The sequence below is a fragment of the Marinobacterium sp. xm-g-48 genome (assembly GCF_013282925.1).
Lineage (GTDB): Bacteria > Pseudomonadota > Gammaproteobacteria > Pseudomonadales > Balneatricaceae > Marinobacterium_E.
In genome coordinates this window covers 48,057-63,748 of the sequence record NZ_WBYQ01000008.1, presented here as the reverse complement: position 1 = coordinate 63,748, position 15,692 = coordinate 48,057, and the positions used below count along the sequence as shown (strand labels likewise).

Genomic DNA, 15,692 nt, shown 5'->3' with positions numbered 1-15,692 from the left:
GGTCCGATTAGATCTTACCAACAAGATCCAAAGATGGTGCTAGAGTCTCAGCGCCTTCTTTCCATTTAGCAGGACATACTTCGCCTGGGTGAGCAGCAACGTACTGTGCAGCTTTGATCTTGCGAAGAAGTTCTGATGCGTCACGGCCTACAGAACCAGAGTTGATCTCAACGATCTGAATTTTACCTTCTGGATCGATAACGAAAGTACCGCGCTCAGCAAGACCTGCTTCCTCGATCATTACGTCGAAGTTGCGAGAGATCTGGCCAGTTGGATCGCCGATCATTGGGTAAGTGATTTTACCGATCGTCTCAGAAGAGTCGTGCCATGCTTTGTGAGTGAAGTGAGTATCAGTTGATACTGCGTAGATCTCAACACCGATCTTCTGGAACTCAGCGTAGCTGTCTGCAAGGTCACCTAGCTCTGTTGGGCAGATGAACGTGAAATCTGCTGGGTAGAAGAAAACAACAGACCACTTACCTTTAAGGTCAGCTTCTGAAACTTCTACGAATTCGCCAGCGTGGAATGCTGTTGCGTTAAATGGTTTAACTTCCTGGTTAATGTAAGCAGACATTCTGTCTTCTCCTTGGTTGGTTAAATTGTCATGTTTCAAGAATGCGACGAATCTTAAAGTTCGCCGACAAAAAGGTAAAATTAATTGTAACTAATGATGTTATTAATAAATGCTATCAGGCAGTCTCTTTTTCAAGGGCTGATGCAGAAATTAATTCGCGGGTGTAATCCGTCGAAGGGGCATTAAAAATAGCCTCTGCAGTGCCAGATTCAACCACTTTGCCACCTTTCATCACCATAACGCGGTGACTTAACGCTTTTATGACAGCGAGATCGTGGCTAATAAAAAGATAGCTTAGTTTATATTGGCGTTGCAGGGATTGAAGTAGATCAATGACCTGTTTTTGAACCGTTCTGTCGAGGGCAGAGGTCGGCTCATCTAACACGATTAATTTAGGCTTTAATACCAGTGCTCGCGCGATGGCGATTCGTTGTCGCTGGCCACCTGAGAACTCATGCGGGTAGCGATGTCTAGATTCTGGATCTAGCTGCACATCCAGAAGGGCTTGAATGACAGCGGCTTCTCTCTGTTCAGGTGAGAAACTCTGTTGTACTTCCAGCCCCTCACTAATGATCTCTGCCACAGTCATTCTCGGGCTGAGGCTACCGAAGGGATCTTGGAAAACGATCTGGGCAACACGGCGATGAGGTCGCATCTCCTTTTGGTTGAGCGAATCAACACGTCTGCCATCTAGCCATATCTCACCTTCGCTTTTGGTCAGTTTCAGAAGGGCAAAGGCCAGGGTTGATTTACCTGACCCTGATTCACCGACAATACCCAATGTCTCGCCCTTTTTGATCTGCAGATCGATGCCGTCAACCGCTTTAATGTGATCATAAACGCGTTTTAGAAGGCCCTGAGTTTTAGGAAACCAGACTCGAATGTTTTTAGCTTCTAACAAGGTGTTAGCGTCTGCTTCAACAGCAGCGAGGTCGCGCACAGGTTCTGCATTGAGCAGTGTGTTTGTGTAGGGGTGGTTGGGTGCATTAAACAGTGTAAGAGTATCGCCCTGCTCAACGACCTTTCCCTGTTGCATGACGAGAATTCGATCGGCGTAACGCTGCACAACATTCAGATCGTGAGTGATGATCAGTATGGCCATTCCCAATTTTTGTTGCAGTGCCATCAGCAGATCTAATATCTGCTTCTGTATCGTGACATCCAACGCAGTGGTGGGTTCGTCGGCAATTAGAATCTCGGGTTCGTTGGCTAATGCCATCGCAATCATGACACGCTGGCGCTGACCGCCTGATAGCTCGTGGGGGTAACTTTTCAAACGGGATTCAGGTGATGGGATACCCACCAGCTCTAGAAGCTCTATCACTCGTGTACGGGCCTTAGAGCCCGATAATCCCTTATGCAGTTTAAGCGATTCAGCTATCTGTTTCTCGATGCTATGAAGCGGATTAAGAGAGGTCATCGGCTCCTGAAAAATGTAGCTGATTCGGTGGCCTCTTATTGATCGAAGTTCGGCTTCTGTTGCGTCCTGAAGATCTTTCCCCTGGAAAACGATCGAGTCTGCTTGTATCTCTGTCTGCTCAGGCAGCAGTTTCAATAGCGACAGGGCTGAGACCGATTTGCCTGAACCCGATTCGCCAACAATCGCCAGTGTTTCACCTGCGTGTAGAGAAAAACTTAGATTCTCTACAGCTGCTTCAGGCTGATCAGGAAATCGAATCGATAAATGTTTTACGTCTAGAATCGGTTTCATCGGCTCTGTTTCCTGGGATCAAACGCGTCACGAACACCTTCACCAATAAAGATCAGTAACGTCAGCATGATAGAGAGTGATAAGAAAGCGGTCACACCTAACCAAGGTGCATGAAGATTCTCTTTGCCCTGTGCCACAAGTTCACCTAAGGATGGCGAACCGGGTGGTAGGCCAAAGCCAAGAAAGTCGAGCGCGGTTAATGTCACCAGTGCACCATTAAAGATGAAGGGCATAAACGTCAGAGTCGCAACCATAGCATTGGGAAGGACATGCTTAAACATGATGACTGAGTTCGGTTGCCCTAGAGCCCTTGCTGCTCTGACATACTCTAGGTTGCGTGCACGCAAGAATTCAGCGCGCACCACATCCACCAAATTCATCCATGAGAAGAGCAACATAATCCCTAGCAACCACCAGAAATTAGGCTCCACTAGGCTGGCTAGAATGATCAATAGGAAGAGAACCGGCAGACCGGACCAGATCTCAATGAAACGCTGCATCAATAGATCGACCTTGCCTCCGTAATACCCCTGTAAAGCACCCGCCACAACGCCAATAACTGAGCTGGCAAGGGTCAGGACCGTGGCAAACAGTATCGAGATACGAAAACCGTAGATCAATCTTGCCGCGACATCACGCCCCTGGTCATCAGTGCCTAACCAGTTGTCGGTAGTAGGCGGAGAGGGGGCCGGTTGGTCCAAGTTAAAATTGATTGTGTCGTAGCTGAACGGGATAACGGGCCACCATAGAGTGCCGTTTTGCTCCTCAATCAGTTCAGTAATATAGGGATCGCGGTAGTCGACCGGTGCATCAAAGTCACCGCCAAAATCGGTCTCTGTATAGTTTTCCATTAACGGATAGAACAGCCCTTGATCCGTTTTGATTAGGATCGGTTTGTCATTTGCGATCAATTCAGCAAAGAGCGACAGGGTAAACAGCAACATAAAGATCCAAAACGAGTAGTAGGCTCGTCGGTTGCTTTTAAACTGTGCAATGCGTCGCTGAGTAATGGGTGATGCCATCGTTTAACCCTCTCGACTCTCAAAATAGATACGAGGATCGACAAGGGTATAGGTGATGTCTGATACCAGCTTTAATAGAAGCCCCACTAGGGTGAAGATGTAGAGCGTACCGAAAATAACAGGGTAATCTCGGTTGATAACCGCCTCATAGCCAAGCAGCCCTAAACCATCCAGTGAGAAGATCACCTCAATCAACATCGATCCTGTGAAGAAAATACCAATCAATGCAGCAGGCATACCCGCTATGATCAGTAGCATGGCATTTCGGAATACATGGCCGTAAAGAACCTGATGCTCGGTTAAACCCTTAGCCCGAGCGGTCAGTGCATACTGCTTATGGATCTCATCAAGGAAGGTGTTTTTAGTCAGCATGGTCAGCGTTGCGAAGCTGGAAATAACGGACGCTAGGATTGGTAGAGCAAGGTGCCAGAAGTAATCCCCGATTTTTTCGATCAGAGTCATCTCTTCAAATCCGGGTGAAGTTAAGCCTCGCAACGGAAACCACTCAAAGTAGGTGCCGCCGGCAAATAGTACGATCAGTAAAATAGCAAACAAGAAGTTTGGGATCGCGTAGCCAACAATGATGATGCTGGAACTCCAGATATCAAAAGGGGAGCCATCTCGAACCGCTTTTCGAATGCCTAAAGGAATGGAGACTAGGTAGGTGATCAGTGTGGTCCATAGCCCAAGAGAGATCGAGACAGGCATCTTTTCGATAATCAGATCAACCACCGGTTTATCACTGAAAAAACTACGGCCAAAATCGAAGGTTAGATAGTCTGTCAGCATCTTAAAAAACCGCTCATGGGCCGGCTTGTCAAAGCCATAGAGTTGTTCGATCTCAGCAACCAGTGCGGGGTCCATGCCTTGGGCACCCCGATATTTTGAATCGCCGCCTTGTGCATCGGCGCTGATATCTGAACGCTCTCCTGAACCAATACGACTGGTCGCATCAACCGAAAAACCCTGTAGGTGAGCGAGAGCTTGTTCAACCGGTCCACCAGGCGCCAGTTGAATAATTAGGAAGTTCAACAGCAAGATACCGAACAGCGTCGGTATCATGAGCAGTAATCGTCGAACAATGTACGCTGCCATTATGGCTTAGCCCACCAGGTATCCAGTCCAATGGTGTAGGTGGGGCGAATCGCAGGTAACTCAAATTTATCCCAGTAGGCGACACGGTGTGAGTCGATGTGGAACTGAGGCACCACAAAATGGTTCCACTGCAATACTCGATCCAGTGCTCGAGCACGCAGCACAAGCTGCTCACGATCCGGAGCTTGAATCAGAAGCTCCACTAACTGATCAATCGCGGGATCTTTGATGCCGATTAGATTTCTGCTGCCGGGTTGATCGGCGGCTTCCGATCCCCAAAATTCGCGCTGCTCATTGCCTGGTGAGCTGCTCTGTCCAAAGCTGCCGACGATCATGTCGAAGTCAGTTGAACGAAGACGATTAATATACTGGGATACATCAACGATGCGGATGCTGACCTGCATCCCCAGTTTCTCTAGATTTTGAATAAAGGGTGCAACGACGCGTTCAAAATCCTTTTGCACCAGTAGTATTTCGAAATTGAATGAATCTCCGGCATCATTAACCAATTTGCCATCTTTTAGTGTCCAGCCAGCCTCTTTTAAAAGTTTAAGTGCTGTGCGAAGTTGAGTTCGGTTGCGCCCATCCCCTTTGGTGGTTGGCGCTTGGTAAACGGTTGTAAACACCTCATCCGGAATCTGGCCTCTGAACGGCTCTAAAATGGCCAACTCTTTTTCACTGGGTAGTTCAGTGGCGGCCATCTCTGAATTAGAGAAGAAACTGTGACTGCGAGTGTATGCGCTGTAAAACAGGTTGGCATTGGTCCACTCAAAATCGAAGCCGTGTGCGATGGCTGATCGAACACGAGGATCACTGAACTTGTCGAGGCGCGTATTCATGATAAAGGCTTGCATACCAGCCGGGTTGGCATCAGCAATCAGCTCCTTCTTAATACGACCCTCATCAAATGCCGGGCCCGTATAGCTGGTCGCCCAGTTTTTAGAGGAGTTCTCCTCTCTAAAGTCATACTCTTCAGCTTTGAATGCCTCCAGTGCGACGGTGCTGTCACGGTAGTAATCAAACTGCATGGCATCAAAGTTGTAGCGACCGCGGTTAACCGGAAGGTCGGTTCCCCAATAATCTGGGTTGCGCTTGTAGGTAATGGTTCTACCCGCTTCAAAAGAGTCTACAACGTAGGGCCCTGAACCCAAGATAGGGTCCAGCGAAGGCTTGGTGAAGTCTCGTTCTTTCCAGTAGTTCGCAGAGAGAATAGGGACCTCGCCAATGATCAGCGGCAATTCGCGGTTCTCTTCACTGCCAAACTCAAAACGGACCGTATGGTCGGTAATGGCGGTAATTGAACGGATGTCTCGGTAGTAGGCTTTGTAGAAGGGTGATCCCTGTTCACGCAACAGTCTGAAGGTCTCGATGACATCGTTTGCCGTTACAGGGGTGCCGTCGCTAAAACGTGCCTGTTTGCGAAGATCAAACTCAACCCAGGCTCTGGATTCGGGCATACGGACTGCTTCCGCTAATAATCCATACTGAGTGAAGGGTTCGTCGTAGGAGCGGGCCATCAGGGTGTCGAAGGTTAATCCGGTACCATCCGCTGCAGTGCCTTTGATAATAAAAGGGTTAAAGCTATCAAAAGTGCCGTTTGCGGCCTGTTTAAAAACTCCCCCTTTAGGCGCTTCTGGATTTACGTACTCAAAATGGCTAAACCCTGCATCGTATTTCAGGTCTCCGTGCATCGCGATCCCGTGTGAAGACTCGACACTGGCATGAGCAGTCAATGACAGGGTAAATGAGAGAATGGCGCCTATTATTTTTATGGAATTTTTTTGAAAAGAACCCAAAGCCACGGAAACCTCCAACAAAACAGTTTGTAAAACTATACGTTAGAAATAGGGTGGTAGGGTTAAAAATTCAACTTATTTTGTTGAATTGAGTGACTCAGCAAGCTTTTCCAGTTGCTGATGACGTTCGCCTCGAGGCCTCTCTTGGCTTTTGAGTGTTTGGTCGAGTTCCATCAGCTGCTCAAGCTTAGCTTTGTCACCCATTGAGAGGCTGCGAATGAGGTCTTGATCAACCCATTCGCGGATGCGCTTCATCACAACCACTTTGAAAATCACGGCTAGAACCACCGAGATTACGATGATTGCAATGCCTAAAGTATCCATTAGCCCTGCTCAGGCTGTTTAACGCGAAGGGGTTGGCCGGGCATCAATAGGGTGTCGATGCTAATGTCATTCCATTTCAGTAACTGCTGAACACTGATGTTGTGGCGCTGGGCAATGACACTGAGGTTATCACCCTTGCGGACCAAGTACTCTGCAGTTGAAGAGGCTTGATCATCGGCTTTGAATATCGCTAAACGCTCACCAATTTTAAGCGTCTTAGAGGTAGCAAAGTTGTTCCAGCGGGCGATCGATTTGTGGTCAACGCCATAACGTTTTGCAACCTTCCACAGTGAATCACCGGACTTAACGGTGTGTAGAATCTTTTTACTGCCTGCGGGTGCGCTCTTTCGGATGCTGTTGCTACTGCGTTGGGCAACACTCAAACGGTACTGGCTGGCATCGACTAACGCAGATGGAATCAGTAGAGACTGACCTACGCGGATCAGAGAACCTTTCAAGTCATTCGAGGTCTGAATGGTCGAAATGTTAGTGTTAAAGCGTTTTGCGATGACCGATAAACTGTCGCCTGGCTTAACTTCATAACGAGCCCAGTTGACTCGGTCAGAAGGGGCGAGTGATGCGAGTTCGGTTTTAAAACGCGCAGCGTTATCGACCGGTATTAACAGCTGATGTGGCCCTTCAGGATCCGTGGCCCATTGTGAAAAGCCCGCGTTGAGTTTGTAGATCTCATCCAGTTCGACACCACTTAACTCGGCCGCGCGTGACAGATCGATCTGACCGCCAGTATCGACAATCTCAAAGTAGGGCTTGTCTGCCAGTGGTGCTAAAGCAAGACCGTGTTTCTCTGGATGTTTGAACACCTCAGAGATCGCTAGGATTTTAGGAACGTAATGACGTGTCTCACGCGGCAGCTTTAAATTCCAAAAATCGGTCGGCTTACCGGCTTTTTTATTGCGTTTGACTGCACGACCCACGGTGCCCTCACCGGCGTTGTAGGCGGCCATCGCCAACAGCCAATCCCCATCGAGGTAGTCATGCAGATACTCTAGATAGTCCAGTGCAGCGTGCGTTGAGGCAACAATGTCGCGTCGACCGTCGTACCACCAGTTACGCTTAAGACCAAAATGGTCGCCGGTTGCCGGCATGAACTGCCATGCGCCAGATGCTTTAGCTGGTGATTTGGCAAATGGGTCGTAAGAGGACTCTACTGCTGGTATTAGAGCGATCTCTGCCGGCATGCCACGTTTGATCACTTCATGCAGTACAAAGTGGTAGTAACGAGAGGCGCGGCCTGTTAAGCGGTTCAAATATTTGTCGTGCTCAACATACCAATCGATATGCTGTTGAACGACCTTTTTGTCCAGGTTGTGGTTGAGTCGCATGTTGTTGCGGGTTATTTCCCACAAGTCTGCTTTCTTTGGATCTTTCTCAAGTTCTAGAAGTACCGATTTAATCGGGGCTTCATCCCACTCTGGCTTCACTTTGGGTTCGGTACGCTGAACAAGAACAGGCTCGCTCTCAAGCACCTGGACAGGCTCGGTTGGACTCTGCTGTGCGCTCTGTTGTGTCGCGACGGTCTGACAGCCTGCGAGTGTGATCGCAAGGGCGCCAACCATCAGTGTCGATTTCAACTTTGCCATAGTGCCTTTCTGGACATTTATACCGAAAATTTAAAGCCGCAATTCTACCTGTGAGGGGCTATTGGGTCAATTTCATTAATTTTCTGTTAAGGAATAAAAAGTCCACTTCATAGATCACTATTTAGAAGCTGTTCTTCCATTCTCGCAGTGCCGCCAAGGTCTCGACTCCAGCAGAGAGTGTTTGGTTAGAATAGTGGCTGGCGCTTTGAATCAATGCCGCTTCACGCGTTCGCATGTAGGGGTTTATCTGGCGTTCTAATCCGATGCTGCTTGGCAGTGTCGGTCTGTTATCGGATCTTAGCTGTTCGCATCGAGTGATCGCTTGGTCGATGTCACTATTTTCTGGGTCAGCGGCTTTGGCAAAGGCCAGGTTGGCTAGAGAGTACTCATGCGTACAGTAGACCTCGGTCGCATCCGGTAGGCTTGCAAAGTAGTCCATTGCTTTTTGCATCTGATCTGCACTTCCCTCAAACAGGCGACCGCAGCCAGCTAAAAACAGTGTATCGCCACAGAACAGCTGCGGTGTATCGCCGTTAACTAAGTAGGCGATATGATCCAGAGTGTGTGCAGGGACAGCTTTGATACATAGAGACGCCCCAAACAGCTCAATGGAGTCTCCGTCAGATAGAGGGTGTGTTACACCAGGAAACTTTGACTCAGATGAGCCGTAAACAGGCACTGAGTATCGCGCATTCAAGGCGTCAACACCGCCAGTATGATCTCGGTGGTGATGGGTGACTAGGATAGCAGCCAATGTTTTGTTGGATTGAGTCAGATGCTGTTCAACCACATCCGCATCACCTGGATCGACAACGGCAATGGATGAGTCATCAGGTGATTCGATGACCCAGATATAGTTATCGTCAAATGCGGGTAATGGGGTTAGCTTAAACATCCTGAACTCCGAGGCTGAAATTTCCCCTCAGGTTACCTAGAATAGAGATCAATGAGAACCTCATTTGAAGGTGAAAACGATGAGTAGTGTGACTGATTTGAACGCAGTCAGCGAACTGCAAGCCTGGTACGACTCAGAGTTGGGGCAGCAGTTTTTGGCACAAGAGCGCCAGATGATCGAGCGTGCATTGCTCTCCGTGCAGGGCAGTCGTCTATTACAGGTTACTTTGGACGGTCGTCAGTGGCTCTGTGATACAGCCAGAGCTCAGCACGCTGTATTGGTTGCTCCTAGAGTTGAGCTAGGGATGGAAGAACGAACCCTAATTGCAACGCCAGAAGAGCTGCCCGTGCAGTCGGCGGTCATTGATATTTTGGTATTGCACCATGCTCATGAGTTTTCTGCGGATCCACACCAAGTTATTCGTGAAGCGGCCCGTATCCTTCGCCCTGGTGGTCATCTGATTTTGTTGGGTTTTAATCCGACCTCCTGGTTAGGGTTGCACTCACAGTTTAAGAGAAATCAGGGCGCCCCTTGGCGTGCCCAATTTATCTCGCAACACCGTTTAGGCGATTGGTTTAAGTTGCTGCAGCTCTCATCCTTAGGTGGGGACTCTAAAGAGTTCAACTACCCTCTGGAGAGTAACCAGTGGCGGCAACGGATCAGGCCTGTGGCCAAGGTGATTAAGGCGTTGCCGTTTAAATCAGGCAACCTGTTCACAATAACAGCAAGAAAAGATGTAGCGGGACTCACACCACTGCAACCGCAGTGGAATCGTCGTCTACTTGGCAAGTTACAAGTGATAGAATCTAAAGCAACAAGTGCTGGTGTAAGGCGAAATAAGAGTTGAAAGTAGTCAAGATATATACCGACGGGGCCTGTAAAGGTAATCCTGGGCCTGGTGGTTGGGGTGCGCTATTAAGTTATGGCGGTGCTGAGAAAGAGATGTGGGGTGGGGAGCATGAAACCACCAATAATCGCATGGAGATCATGGCGGCTATCGAATCGCTAGAGTGTTTAAAACGACCCTCTAAAGTGATTCTTTATACAGATTCGGAATACCTGCGCAAAGGGATCACAGAGTGGATCCACGGCTGGATGAAGCGAAATTGGAAAAACTCCCAGGGCAAGCCGGTTAAAAATGCCGAGCTTTGGCAGCGACTTCATCAGGCGACACAACAACATGACATTGAGTGGCGATGGGTTAAGGGCCATAGTGGTGATCCAGGTAATGAACGAGCCGATCAGTTGGCTAATCGCGGATATGAGGAACAGCTCTAATGAGTCGTCAAATTGTACTCGATACTGAAACCACCGGTCTTGAGCCCGAAGAGGGTCACAACATCATCGAGATCGGTTGTGTGGAGATGGTGGCACGCCGCTTAACCGGTAACAACTACCATCAATACATTCTGCCCGATCGTGAGGTTGATGCTGAGGCGATGCAGGTCCACGGCATTACCAATGAATTTTTGGCAGACAAGCCTAAGTTCAATGTTGTGATGCACGAATTCATTGAATACGTGCGTGGTGCCGAACTGATCATCCATAACGCGTCGTTCGATGTCGGCTTCATTAATAAGGAGTTTGAGCGCAACGGGATTAAAGAGCGCATCGAAGAGTTCTGTACGATTACCGACAGCTTAGCCTTAGCGCGTAAAAAACACCCTGGTCAGAAGAACAACCTAGATGCTCTCTGTCGTCGGTACTTTATAGATAACTCGCACCGTGAATTGCACGGCGCCTTGCTCGACTCTGAAATCCTAGCCGATGTCTATTTGGCGATTACGGGTGGTCAAACCGCCTTGAGTCTATCGGTGGATGGGCAAGATGAAGAGGGTGGTGGACAGCGAATCAGACGCCTTACTCCTGAACAGGTTTCTGGTCTTAAAGTGTTGAAAGCGAGTGAAGATGACCTCACTGAGCACGAACGTTTTTTGGATATGCTGGATAAGAAATCAGACGGCGCTGTGTGGCGAAACCTTTCTCAGGAGTCATGAGACTCTAGCCATTCAATCAAACGTTGAATGGCGTTGCCACGCGTGCGACTCAACTGCCTTTCCAAGCCAAGGTCCGTTAGGTAAGTCTTGATCTGTTCGACAGTGGATCCCTGATCAATCTGGTGCTTAAAAAGCTGAATCAGAGCAGTAATCTGACGGCTCTCTGAGCACCCATCGAACTGAATAAAACCCTTTTCACTACTCAGTTTTAGCCAAGTCTGACTGGCACAACCTGTGACGAGATTTTCTGGTCGCTTTAGGCTTGGGTCTATTGAGACTGATCCCAAACTCATCAGTGCATTCAGTCGTGTTGGCCAATCTTTCGCTTGCTCAACCTGTTCTATCCAAAGCTTTGCTGAATCGCTATTCGATGTCTCATCACTCGTCACAGGTTGATGGCTACAGAGTGAACGCAAAAGGGCGATACAAGTGTCTAGCTCTTCAATTGTGTTATAAAACGCTAAAGAGATGCGCACAGAAGAGTGCAATCCAAATGACTGCATGAGCGGTTGCGCGCAGTGGCTACCGGCACGAACAGCGATGCCCTGTGCATCGAGTTGAGCGGCTATGTCGTCGGCATTGATCGTCTCATGATAGAAACTCACAATGGGTAAGCTGAACTCTCCAGCAGGGAGTATTTTAATCCCCTCTATGGATTTGAGTCCCTGCAAGAGGTGACTGGTCAGTTGCTGCTCGTGCTCTTCTATCTCTGCACGGTCTAGATTGTTTAGGTACTCAGCGGCAGCTGCCAATCCAATGGCGCCGGCAATATCGGGCGTGCCCGCTTCAAAGCGCAGCGGCGCCTCGGCATACTGGGTCTCAGTTAAGCTGACCGACTCAATCATCTCGCCGCCAACTTGCCAAGGGGGCATCGCATTAAGCAGAGCCTCTTTCCCGTAAAGAACCCCAATACCGGTCGGACCAAACATCTTGTGACCCGAAAACGCATAAAAATCAGCGTCAAGATCCTGCATGTCCAAGACCAGGTGCGGTGCCGCTTGAGCCCCATCGATCAGAGTCGTTAGGCCCTCTCTCTTGGCCAGTTTTACCATCTCTTTAATGGGGTAGACGGTGCCTAGGACATTGGAGGCGTGGGGTAGTACCACCAGTTTTGGATTGAGTTTAAGGTAGCTTTGGTACTGATCTGAATTGAGTTCACCTGACGCTGTCAGTTCGATGACGTCTAAGTGGGCGCCAACCTGCTGCGCTAATCGCTGAAACGGAAGAATCGCAGCGTGATGAGCAGAGATAGCGATAACAATGCGATCACCTGCCTTGAGAATGGGTCTTAGGTAACTCTCGGCGACGAGATTGAGACCTTCGGTTGCACCTCGAGTCCAGACAATTTCATTGGGTTTAGCATTAATGAACTGTGCTAATTGACCTCGAGCCTGTTCAAAGTGTGCGGTTGCTAGGCTGCTCAGGTGGTGAGCCGCACGGTGAACATTGGCATTCTCTTTCCGATAAAACTGAGTTATTGCATCGATCACTTCGCGCGGTTTTTGAGTGGTAGCCCCGTTATCGAAGTAGATCAGGGGTTTCCCATCAACTCGTGTATTGAGGATAGGAAAGCTCGAACGTATTCGTCGCAGGGTTTGGCTGTCCATCAGTGACTGGTTTGCTCACGCAGCCAGCGACTCTGCCAGCGTGTATACATCATCGCAGCGGTAAACAGAGTTGAAATCAACAACACTTCAATCACACCATAGAGGGCTAAATGGGGTTGGATAGCCGTCAGTACACTGCCCAAGAAATAGAGCAGCAATACGAAGCAGAGCCAAGCGTGAGGACGCGGTGTGCCCTTTAATATAGCGGGTGTAAAACCGATCAGTGGCAGTAAGTGAACCAGCCAAATCACCCAAGGGTTATCTCCAGAACTCGGTGCTAACCATAAGAAACGTAGAGTGTAGAAGATTAAAAGGGCGATAAAGCTGACACGGGTAATTAAACCACTGATTGACGCTTTGCGTTGTAGAGACATGTTAACTCCTTTAACGACTGCTCAAACGCTGCGCTAGGGTACCCAAACGTTTACCCTGAGCGACGGCAATTCTCTGTTCGTCTTGTGATAGGCGGTGACTGTTTTGCGATACCTGACTGGCACCGTAAGGTGTGCCACCACGGGTGGTTGAGTGCAGTTCAGCAACATTATAGGGAACACCGACTAACAGCATTCCTTGATGGATCAAAGGCAGAGCCATAGAGAGCAGCGTACTCTCTTGACCGCCATGCAGTGAGCTGGATGAGGTGAACAGTGTTGCCGGTTTATCGATCAGCGAGCCAGACAGCCACTCTGACGTGGTCGTCTCGATAAATGCGCTTAACGCACTGGCCATATGACCAAACCGGGTTGGACTTCCTAATGCTAGGCCTGAGCACTCTCTTAAATCGTCCCGTGTGACATAGAGTGTCCCTTCACTATCTGCGAGGTCAGACGTTTCTGCATCCGGAACGGTTCTTATTTGAGCGTTAATACCAGATTGTTCAATGCCCAGTGCGATCGATTCAGCCAGCGCACGGGTCGCGCCATGACGACTGTAGAATAGAACCAGTACGTACGGCGCAGACATATTACAGAATCTCTAATACTTGCTCAGGAGGGCGGCCAATGCGCGCCTTGTCACCGTTGATCACAACGGGACGCTCCATCAGTTTTGGGTACTCAACCATAGCGTCGATCAATGCATCAGCTGAGGACTCTTTAGTCAGACCGGCCAACTTGAACTCATCCTCTTTGGTGCGCACTAGGTCGATTGGTGTTACACCCAGTGCGGCAATCAATTGACGAAGCTCATCAGCGGATAGAGGCTCTTTTAAATACTCACGAACGGTGAGTTCAGCCCCTTGCTCTTCAACCAGTGCCAAAGTTTGACGTGATTTAGAGCAGCGAGGGTTGTGAAGAATAGTGATGCTCATTGAAATAGTTCCTTATTGGCCCAGTTTCGCGATCAGCGCGTCCACTGCGTTATCCAGTGGAAGATCCGAGGCTTCAGCATCACGTCGACCTTTGTACTCAAGTTGACCGGCTGCAATGCCTCGGTCTGAGATCACTAGGCGGTGTGGAATGCCGGTCAGCTCCATGTCGGCAAATTTAACCCCTGGGCGCTCTTTTCGGTCGTCTAGTAGTACATCAACACCTTTTGCCTTCAGTTCTGAGTAGAGTTTGTCCGATAGCGCTTTTACGTCATCAGATTTATCGTAGTTCAGTGGTACTAGAGCAACGGTGAAAGGTGCTAGAGATTCTGGCCAGATGATGCCGTTCTCATCGTGATTCTGCTCAATGGCAGCTGCAACGACACGAGTAACACCGATACCGTAACAACCCATGGTCATTGGCACCGCTTTGCCGTTTTCATCCAATACCGTTGCATTCATCGCTTCGGAGTACTTCAAGCCCAACTGGAAAATGTGTCCAACTTCGATACCGCGACGAATGTTCAGCGTACCTTTGCCGTCTGGACTTGGGTCGCCAACTTGCACGTTGCGAAGATCTGCAACGCGTGGGGTAGGAAGATCACGCTCCCAGTTAATTCCGAAGTAGTGTTTACCATCGATGTTAGCACCGGCACCAAAGTCAGACGCACAAGCCACTGCGCGATCAATAACGATCGGAATAGGAAGGTTGACTGGACCAAGGGAGCCAGGGCCGGCGCCCACAATTGCACGGATCTCTTCCTCAGTTGCCATGGTCAGAGGAGAGGCAACTTCAGGCTGCTTCTCCGCCTTAATCTCATTTAACTCATGGTCGCCACGAACCAGAAGGGCAACGATCTCTGAATCAACCTCGTCCGACGCTTTGACCATTAAGGTTTTAATCGTCTTCTCGATCGGTAGGTTGTGCTGTTCAACGAGCGCGGCAATGGTTTTAGCATCAGGCGTGTCAACCAAACGCATCTCTTCTGTAGGTGCATCCGGAGCGGCTTTAGGTGCGATTGCTTCCGCCATTTCAACATTGGCTGCGTAATCGCTGCTGTCAGAGAAGGCGATATCATCTTCACCAGAAGCGGCAAGAACGTGAAACTCATGAGAGCCGGTACCCCCAATAGAACCGTTATCGGCAATGACTGGACGGTAATCTAGGTTAAGGCGGTCGAAGATGCGAACGTAAGCATCAAAGTAGTCGTCGTACGTCTTCTGTAGTGACTCTTGGTTGATGTGGAAGGAGTAGCCATCCTTCATAACAAATTCACGTGAGCGCATTACACCGAAACGCGGACGAATCTCATCACGGAATTTGGTTTGAATTTGGTAAAAGTTAGCCGGTAGCTGTTTGTAACTCTTAAGCTGGTTGCGAACCAGATCGGTAATCACCTCTTCGTGAGTCGGTCCAACACAGAAATCACGCTGGTGACGATCTTTCAAACGGAGCAGTTCAGGTCCGTACTGTTCCCAGCGGCCTGACTCTTGCCACAATTCAGCCGGCTGAATCGCAGGCATCAGTAGCTCCTGAGCACCCGAAGCATCGAGCTCTTCGCGAATGATCTTTTCAACCTTGCGCAGTGTTTTAAGACCCATCGGTAGCCAGGTGTATAGGCCTGATGCCAGTTTGCGGATGAGGCCCGCACGAAGCATTAACTGATGACTGATAACCTCTGCATCAGCAGGAGTCTCTTTGACGGTCGCAATAAGAAATTGACTAGCACGCATGGTGAAATTGTTTCCAGCTCAAATAAAAAG

Annotated in this window: 16 protein-coding genes; 3 read left to right on the top strand and 13 right to left on the bottom strand. The window is 49.2% G+C overall.

The features are described 5' to 3' along the window. Window positions 1-7: 7 nt before the first annotated feature. The 8 genes from ahpC to gloB form a co-directional block, all read right to left on the bottom strand. Complete coding sequence (ahpC, locus tag XMG48_RS10925) at window positions 8-574, bottom strand: alkyl hydroperoxide reductase subunit C (RefSeq protein WP_173482111.1); 567 nt, start codon at window positions 572-574, stop codon at window positions 8-10. A 115-nt stretch (window positions 575-689) separates the two neighbouring features. After that, entirely contained in the window at window positions 690-2,285 is a 1,596-nt protein-coding gene (locus XMG48_RS10920; RefSeq protein WP_173482110.1) for an ABC transporter ATP-binding protein, read from the bottom strand. Then, window positions 2,282-3,307 carry an ABC transporter permease gene (locus XMG48_RS10915; RefSeq protein ID WP_173482109.1) on the bottom strand — a complete coding sequence of 342 codons (1,026 nt, stop codon included), beginning with the start codon at window positions 3,305-3,307 and terminating at the stop codon, window positions 2,282-2,284. The genes XMG48_RS10920 and XMG48_RS10915 overlap by 4 nt, the downstream gene beginning before the upstream one ends. A 3-nt stretch (window positions 3,308-3,310) precedes the next feature. Beyond that, window positions 3,311-4,402 (bottom strand): microcin C ABC transporter permease YejB, encoded by a 1,092-nt coding sequence (locus tag XMG48_RS10910; protein ID WP_173482108.1) that lies wholly within the window; start codon window positions 4,400-4,402, stop codon window positions 3,311-3,313. Continuing rightward, complete coding sequence (locus XMG48_RS10905) at window positions 4,402-6,204, bottom strand: extracellular solute-binding protein (protein WP_371740534.1); 1,803 nt, start codon at window positions 6,202-6,204, stop codon at window positions 4,402-4,404. The genes XMG48_RS10910 and XMG48_RS10905 overlap by 1 nt, the downstream gene beginning before the upstream one ends. 69 nt (window positions 6,205-6,273) lie before the next feature. Next, on the bottom strand, window positions 6,274-6,522 hold the full coding sequence (locus XMG48_RS10900) for a hypothetical protein (protein ID WP_173482107.1): 249 nt from the start codon (window positions 6,520-6,522) through the stop codon (window positions 6,274-6,276). After that, on the bottom strand, window positions 6,522-8,123 hold the full coding sequence (locus XMG48_RS10895; RefSeq protein WP_173482106.1) for a LysM peptidoglycan-binding domain-containing protein: 1,602 nt from the start codon (window positions 8,121-8,123) through the stop codon (window positions 6,522-6,524). Before XMG48_RS10895 ends, XMG48_RS10900 begins: the two co-directional genes overlap by 1 nt. Before the next feature lie 121 nt (window positions 8,124-8,244). Continuing rightward, window positions 8,245-9,018, bottom strand: coding sequence for a hydroxyacylglutathione hydrolase (gloB, locus tag XMG48_RS10890; protein WP_173482105.1), 774 nt, complete (start codon window positions 9,016-9,018; stop codon window positions 8,245-8,247). 79 nt (window positions 9,019-9,097) lie between these two features. Here gloB and XMG48_RS10885 point away from each other — a divergent pair, with 79 nt between their 5' ends. Genes XMG48_RS10885 through dnaQ form a run of 3 tightly spaced genes read left to right on the top strand, consistent with a single transcriptional unit; the run spans window position 9,098 to window position 11,015 of the window. Further along, entirely contained in the window at window positions 9,098-9,865 is a 768-nt protein-coding gene (locus XMG48_RS10885; RefSeq protein WP_173482104.1) for a class I SAM-dependent methyltransferase, read from the top strand. Next, complete coding sequence (rnhA, locus tag XMG48_RS10880; protein ID WP_173482103.1) at window positions 9,862-10,296, top strand: ribonuclease HI; 435 nt, start codon at window positions 9,862-9,864, stop codon at window positions 10,294-10,296. The genes XMG48_RS10885 and rnhA overlap by 4 nt, the downstream gene beginning before the upstream one ends. Beyond that, complete coding sequence (dnaQ, locus tag XMG48_RS10875; protein ID WP_173482102.1) at window positions 10,296-11,015, top strand: DNA polymerase III subunit epsilon; 720 nt, start codon at window positions 10,296-10,298, stop codon at window positions 11,013-11,015. Before rnhA ends, dnaQ begins: the two co-directional genes overlap by 1 nt. Here the strand turns inward: dnaQ and XMG48_RS10870 are convergent. From XMG48_RS10870 to XMG48_RS10850, 5 genes are read right to left on the bottom strand one after another with little or no spacing between them, the layout of a single operon-like run. Beyond that, window positions 11,003-12,622, bottom strand: a complete 1,620-nt coding sequence (locus tag XMG48_RS10870; protein WP_173482101.1) for a SufS family cysteine desulfurase — start codon at window positions 12,620-12,622, stop codon at window positions 11,003-11,005. The two genes, dnaQ and XMG48_RS10870, sit on opposite strands and share 13 nt — an antisense overlap. Beyond that, window positions 12,622-12,996, bottom strand: a complete 375-nt coding sequence (locus XMG48_RS10865) for a DUF2069 domain-containing protein (RefSeq protein ID WP_173482100.1) — start codon at window positions 12,994-12,996, stop codon at window positions 12,622-12,624. Before XMG48_RS10865 ends, XMG48_RS10870 begins: the two co-directional genes overlap by 1 nt. A gap of 10 nt (window positions 12,997-13,006) precedes the next feature. Further along, window positions 13,007-13,585, bottom strand: coding sequence for an NAD(P)H:quinone oxidoreductase (gene wrbA / locus XMG48_RS10860; RefSeq protein WP_173482099.1), 579 nt, complete (start codon window positions 13,583-13,585; stop codon window positions 13,007-13,009). 1 nt (window position 13,586) lies between these two features. Beyond that, window positions 13,587-13,931 (bottom strand): arsenate reductase (glutaredoxin), encoded by a 345-nt coding sequence (gene arsC / locus XMG48_RS10855; RefSeq protein WP_173482098.1) that lies wholly within the window; start codon window positions 13,929-13,931, stop codon window positions 13,587-13,589. Window positions 13,932-13,943: 12 nt separating this feature from the next. After that, window positions 13,944-15,662, bottom strand: coding sequence for a proline--tRNA ligase (locus XMG48_RS10850; protein WP_173482097.1), 1,719 nt, complete (start codon window positions 15,660-15,662; stop codon window positions 13,944-13,946). Window positions 15,663-15,692 lie beyond the last annotated feature (30 nt).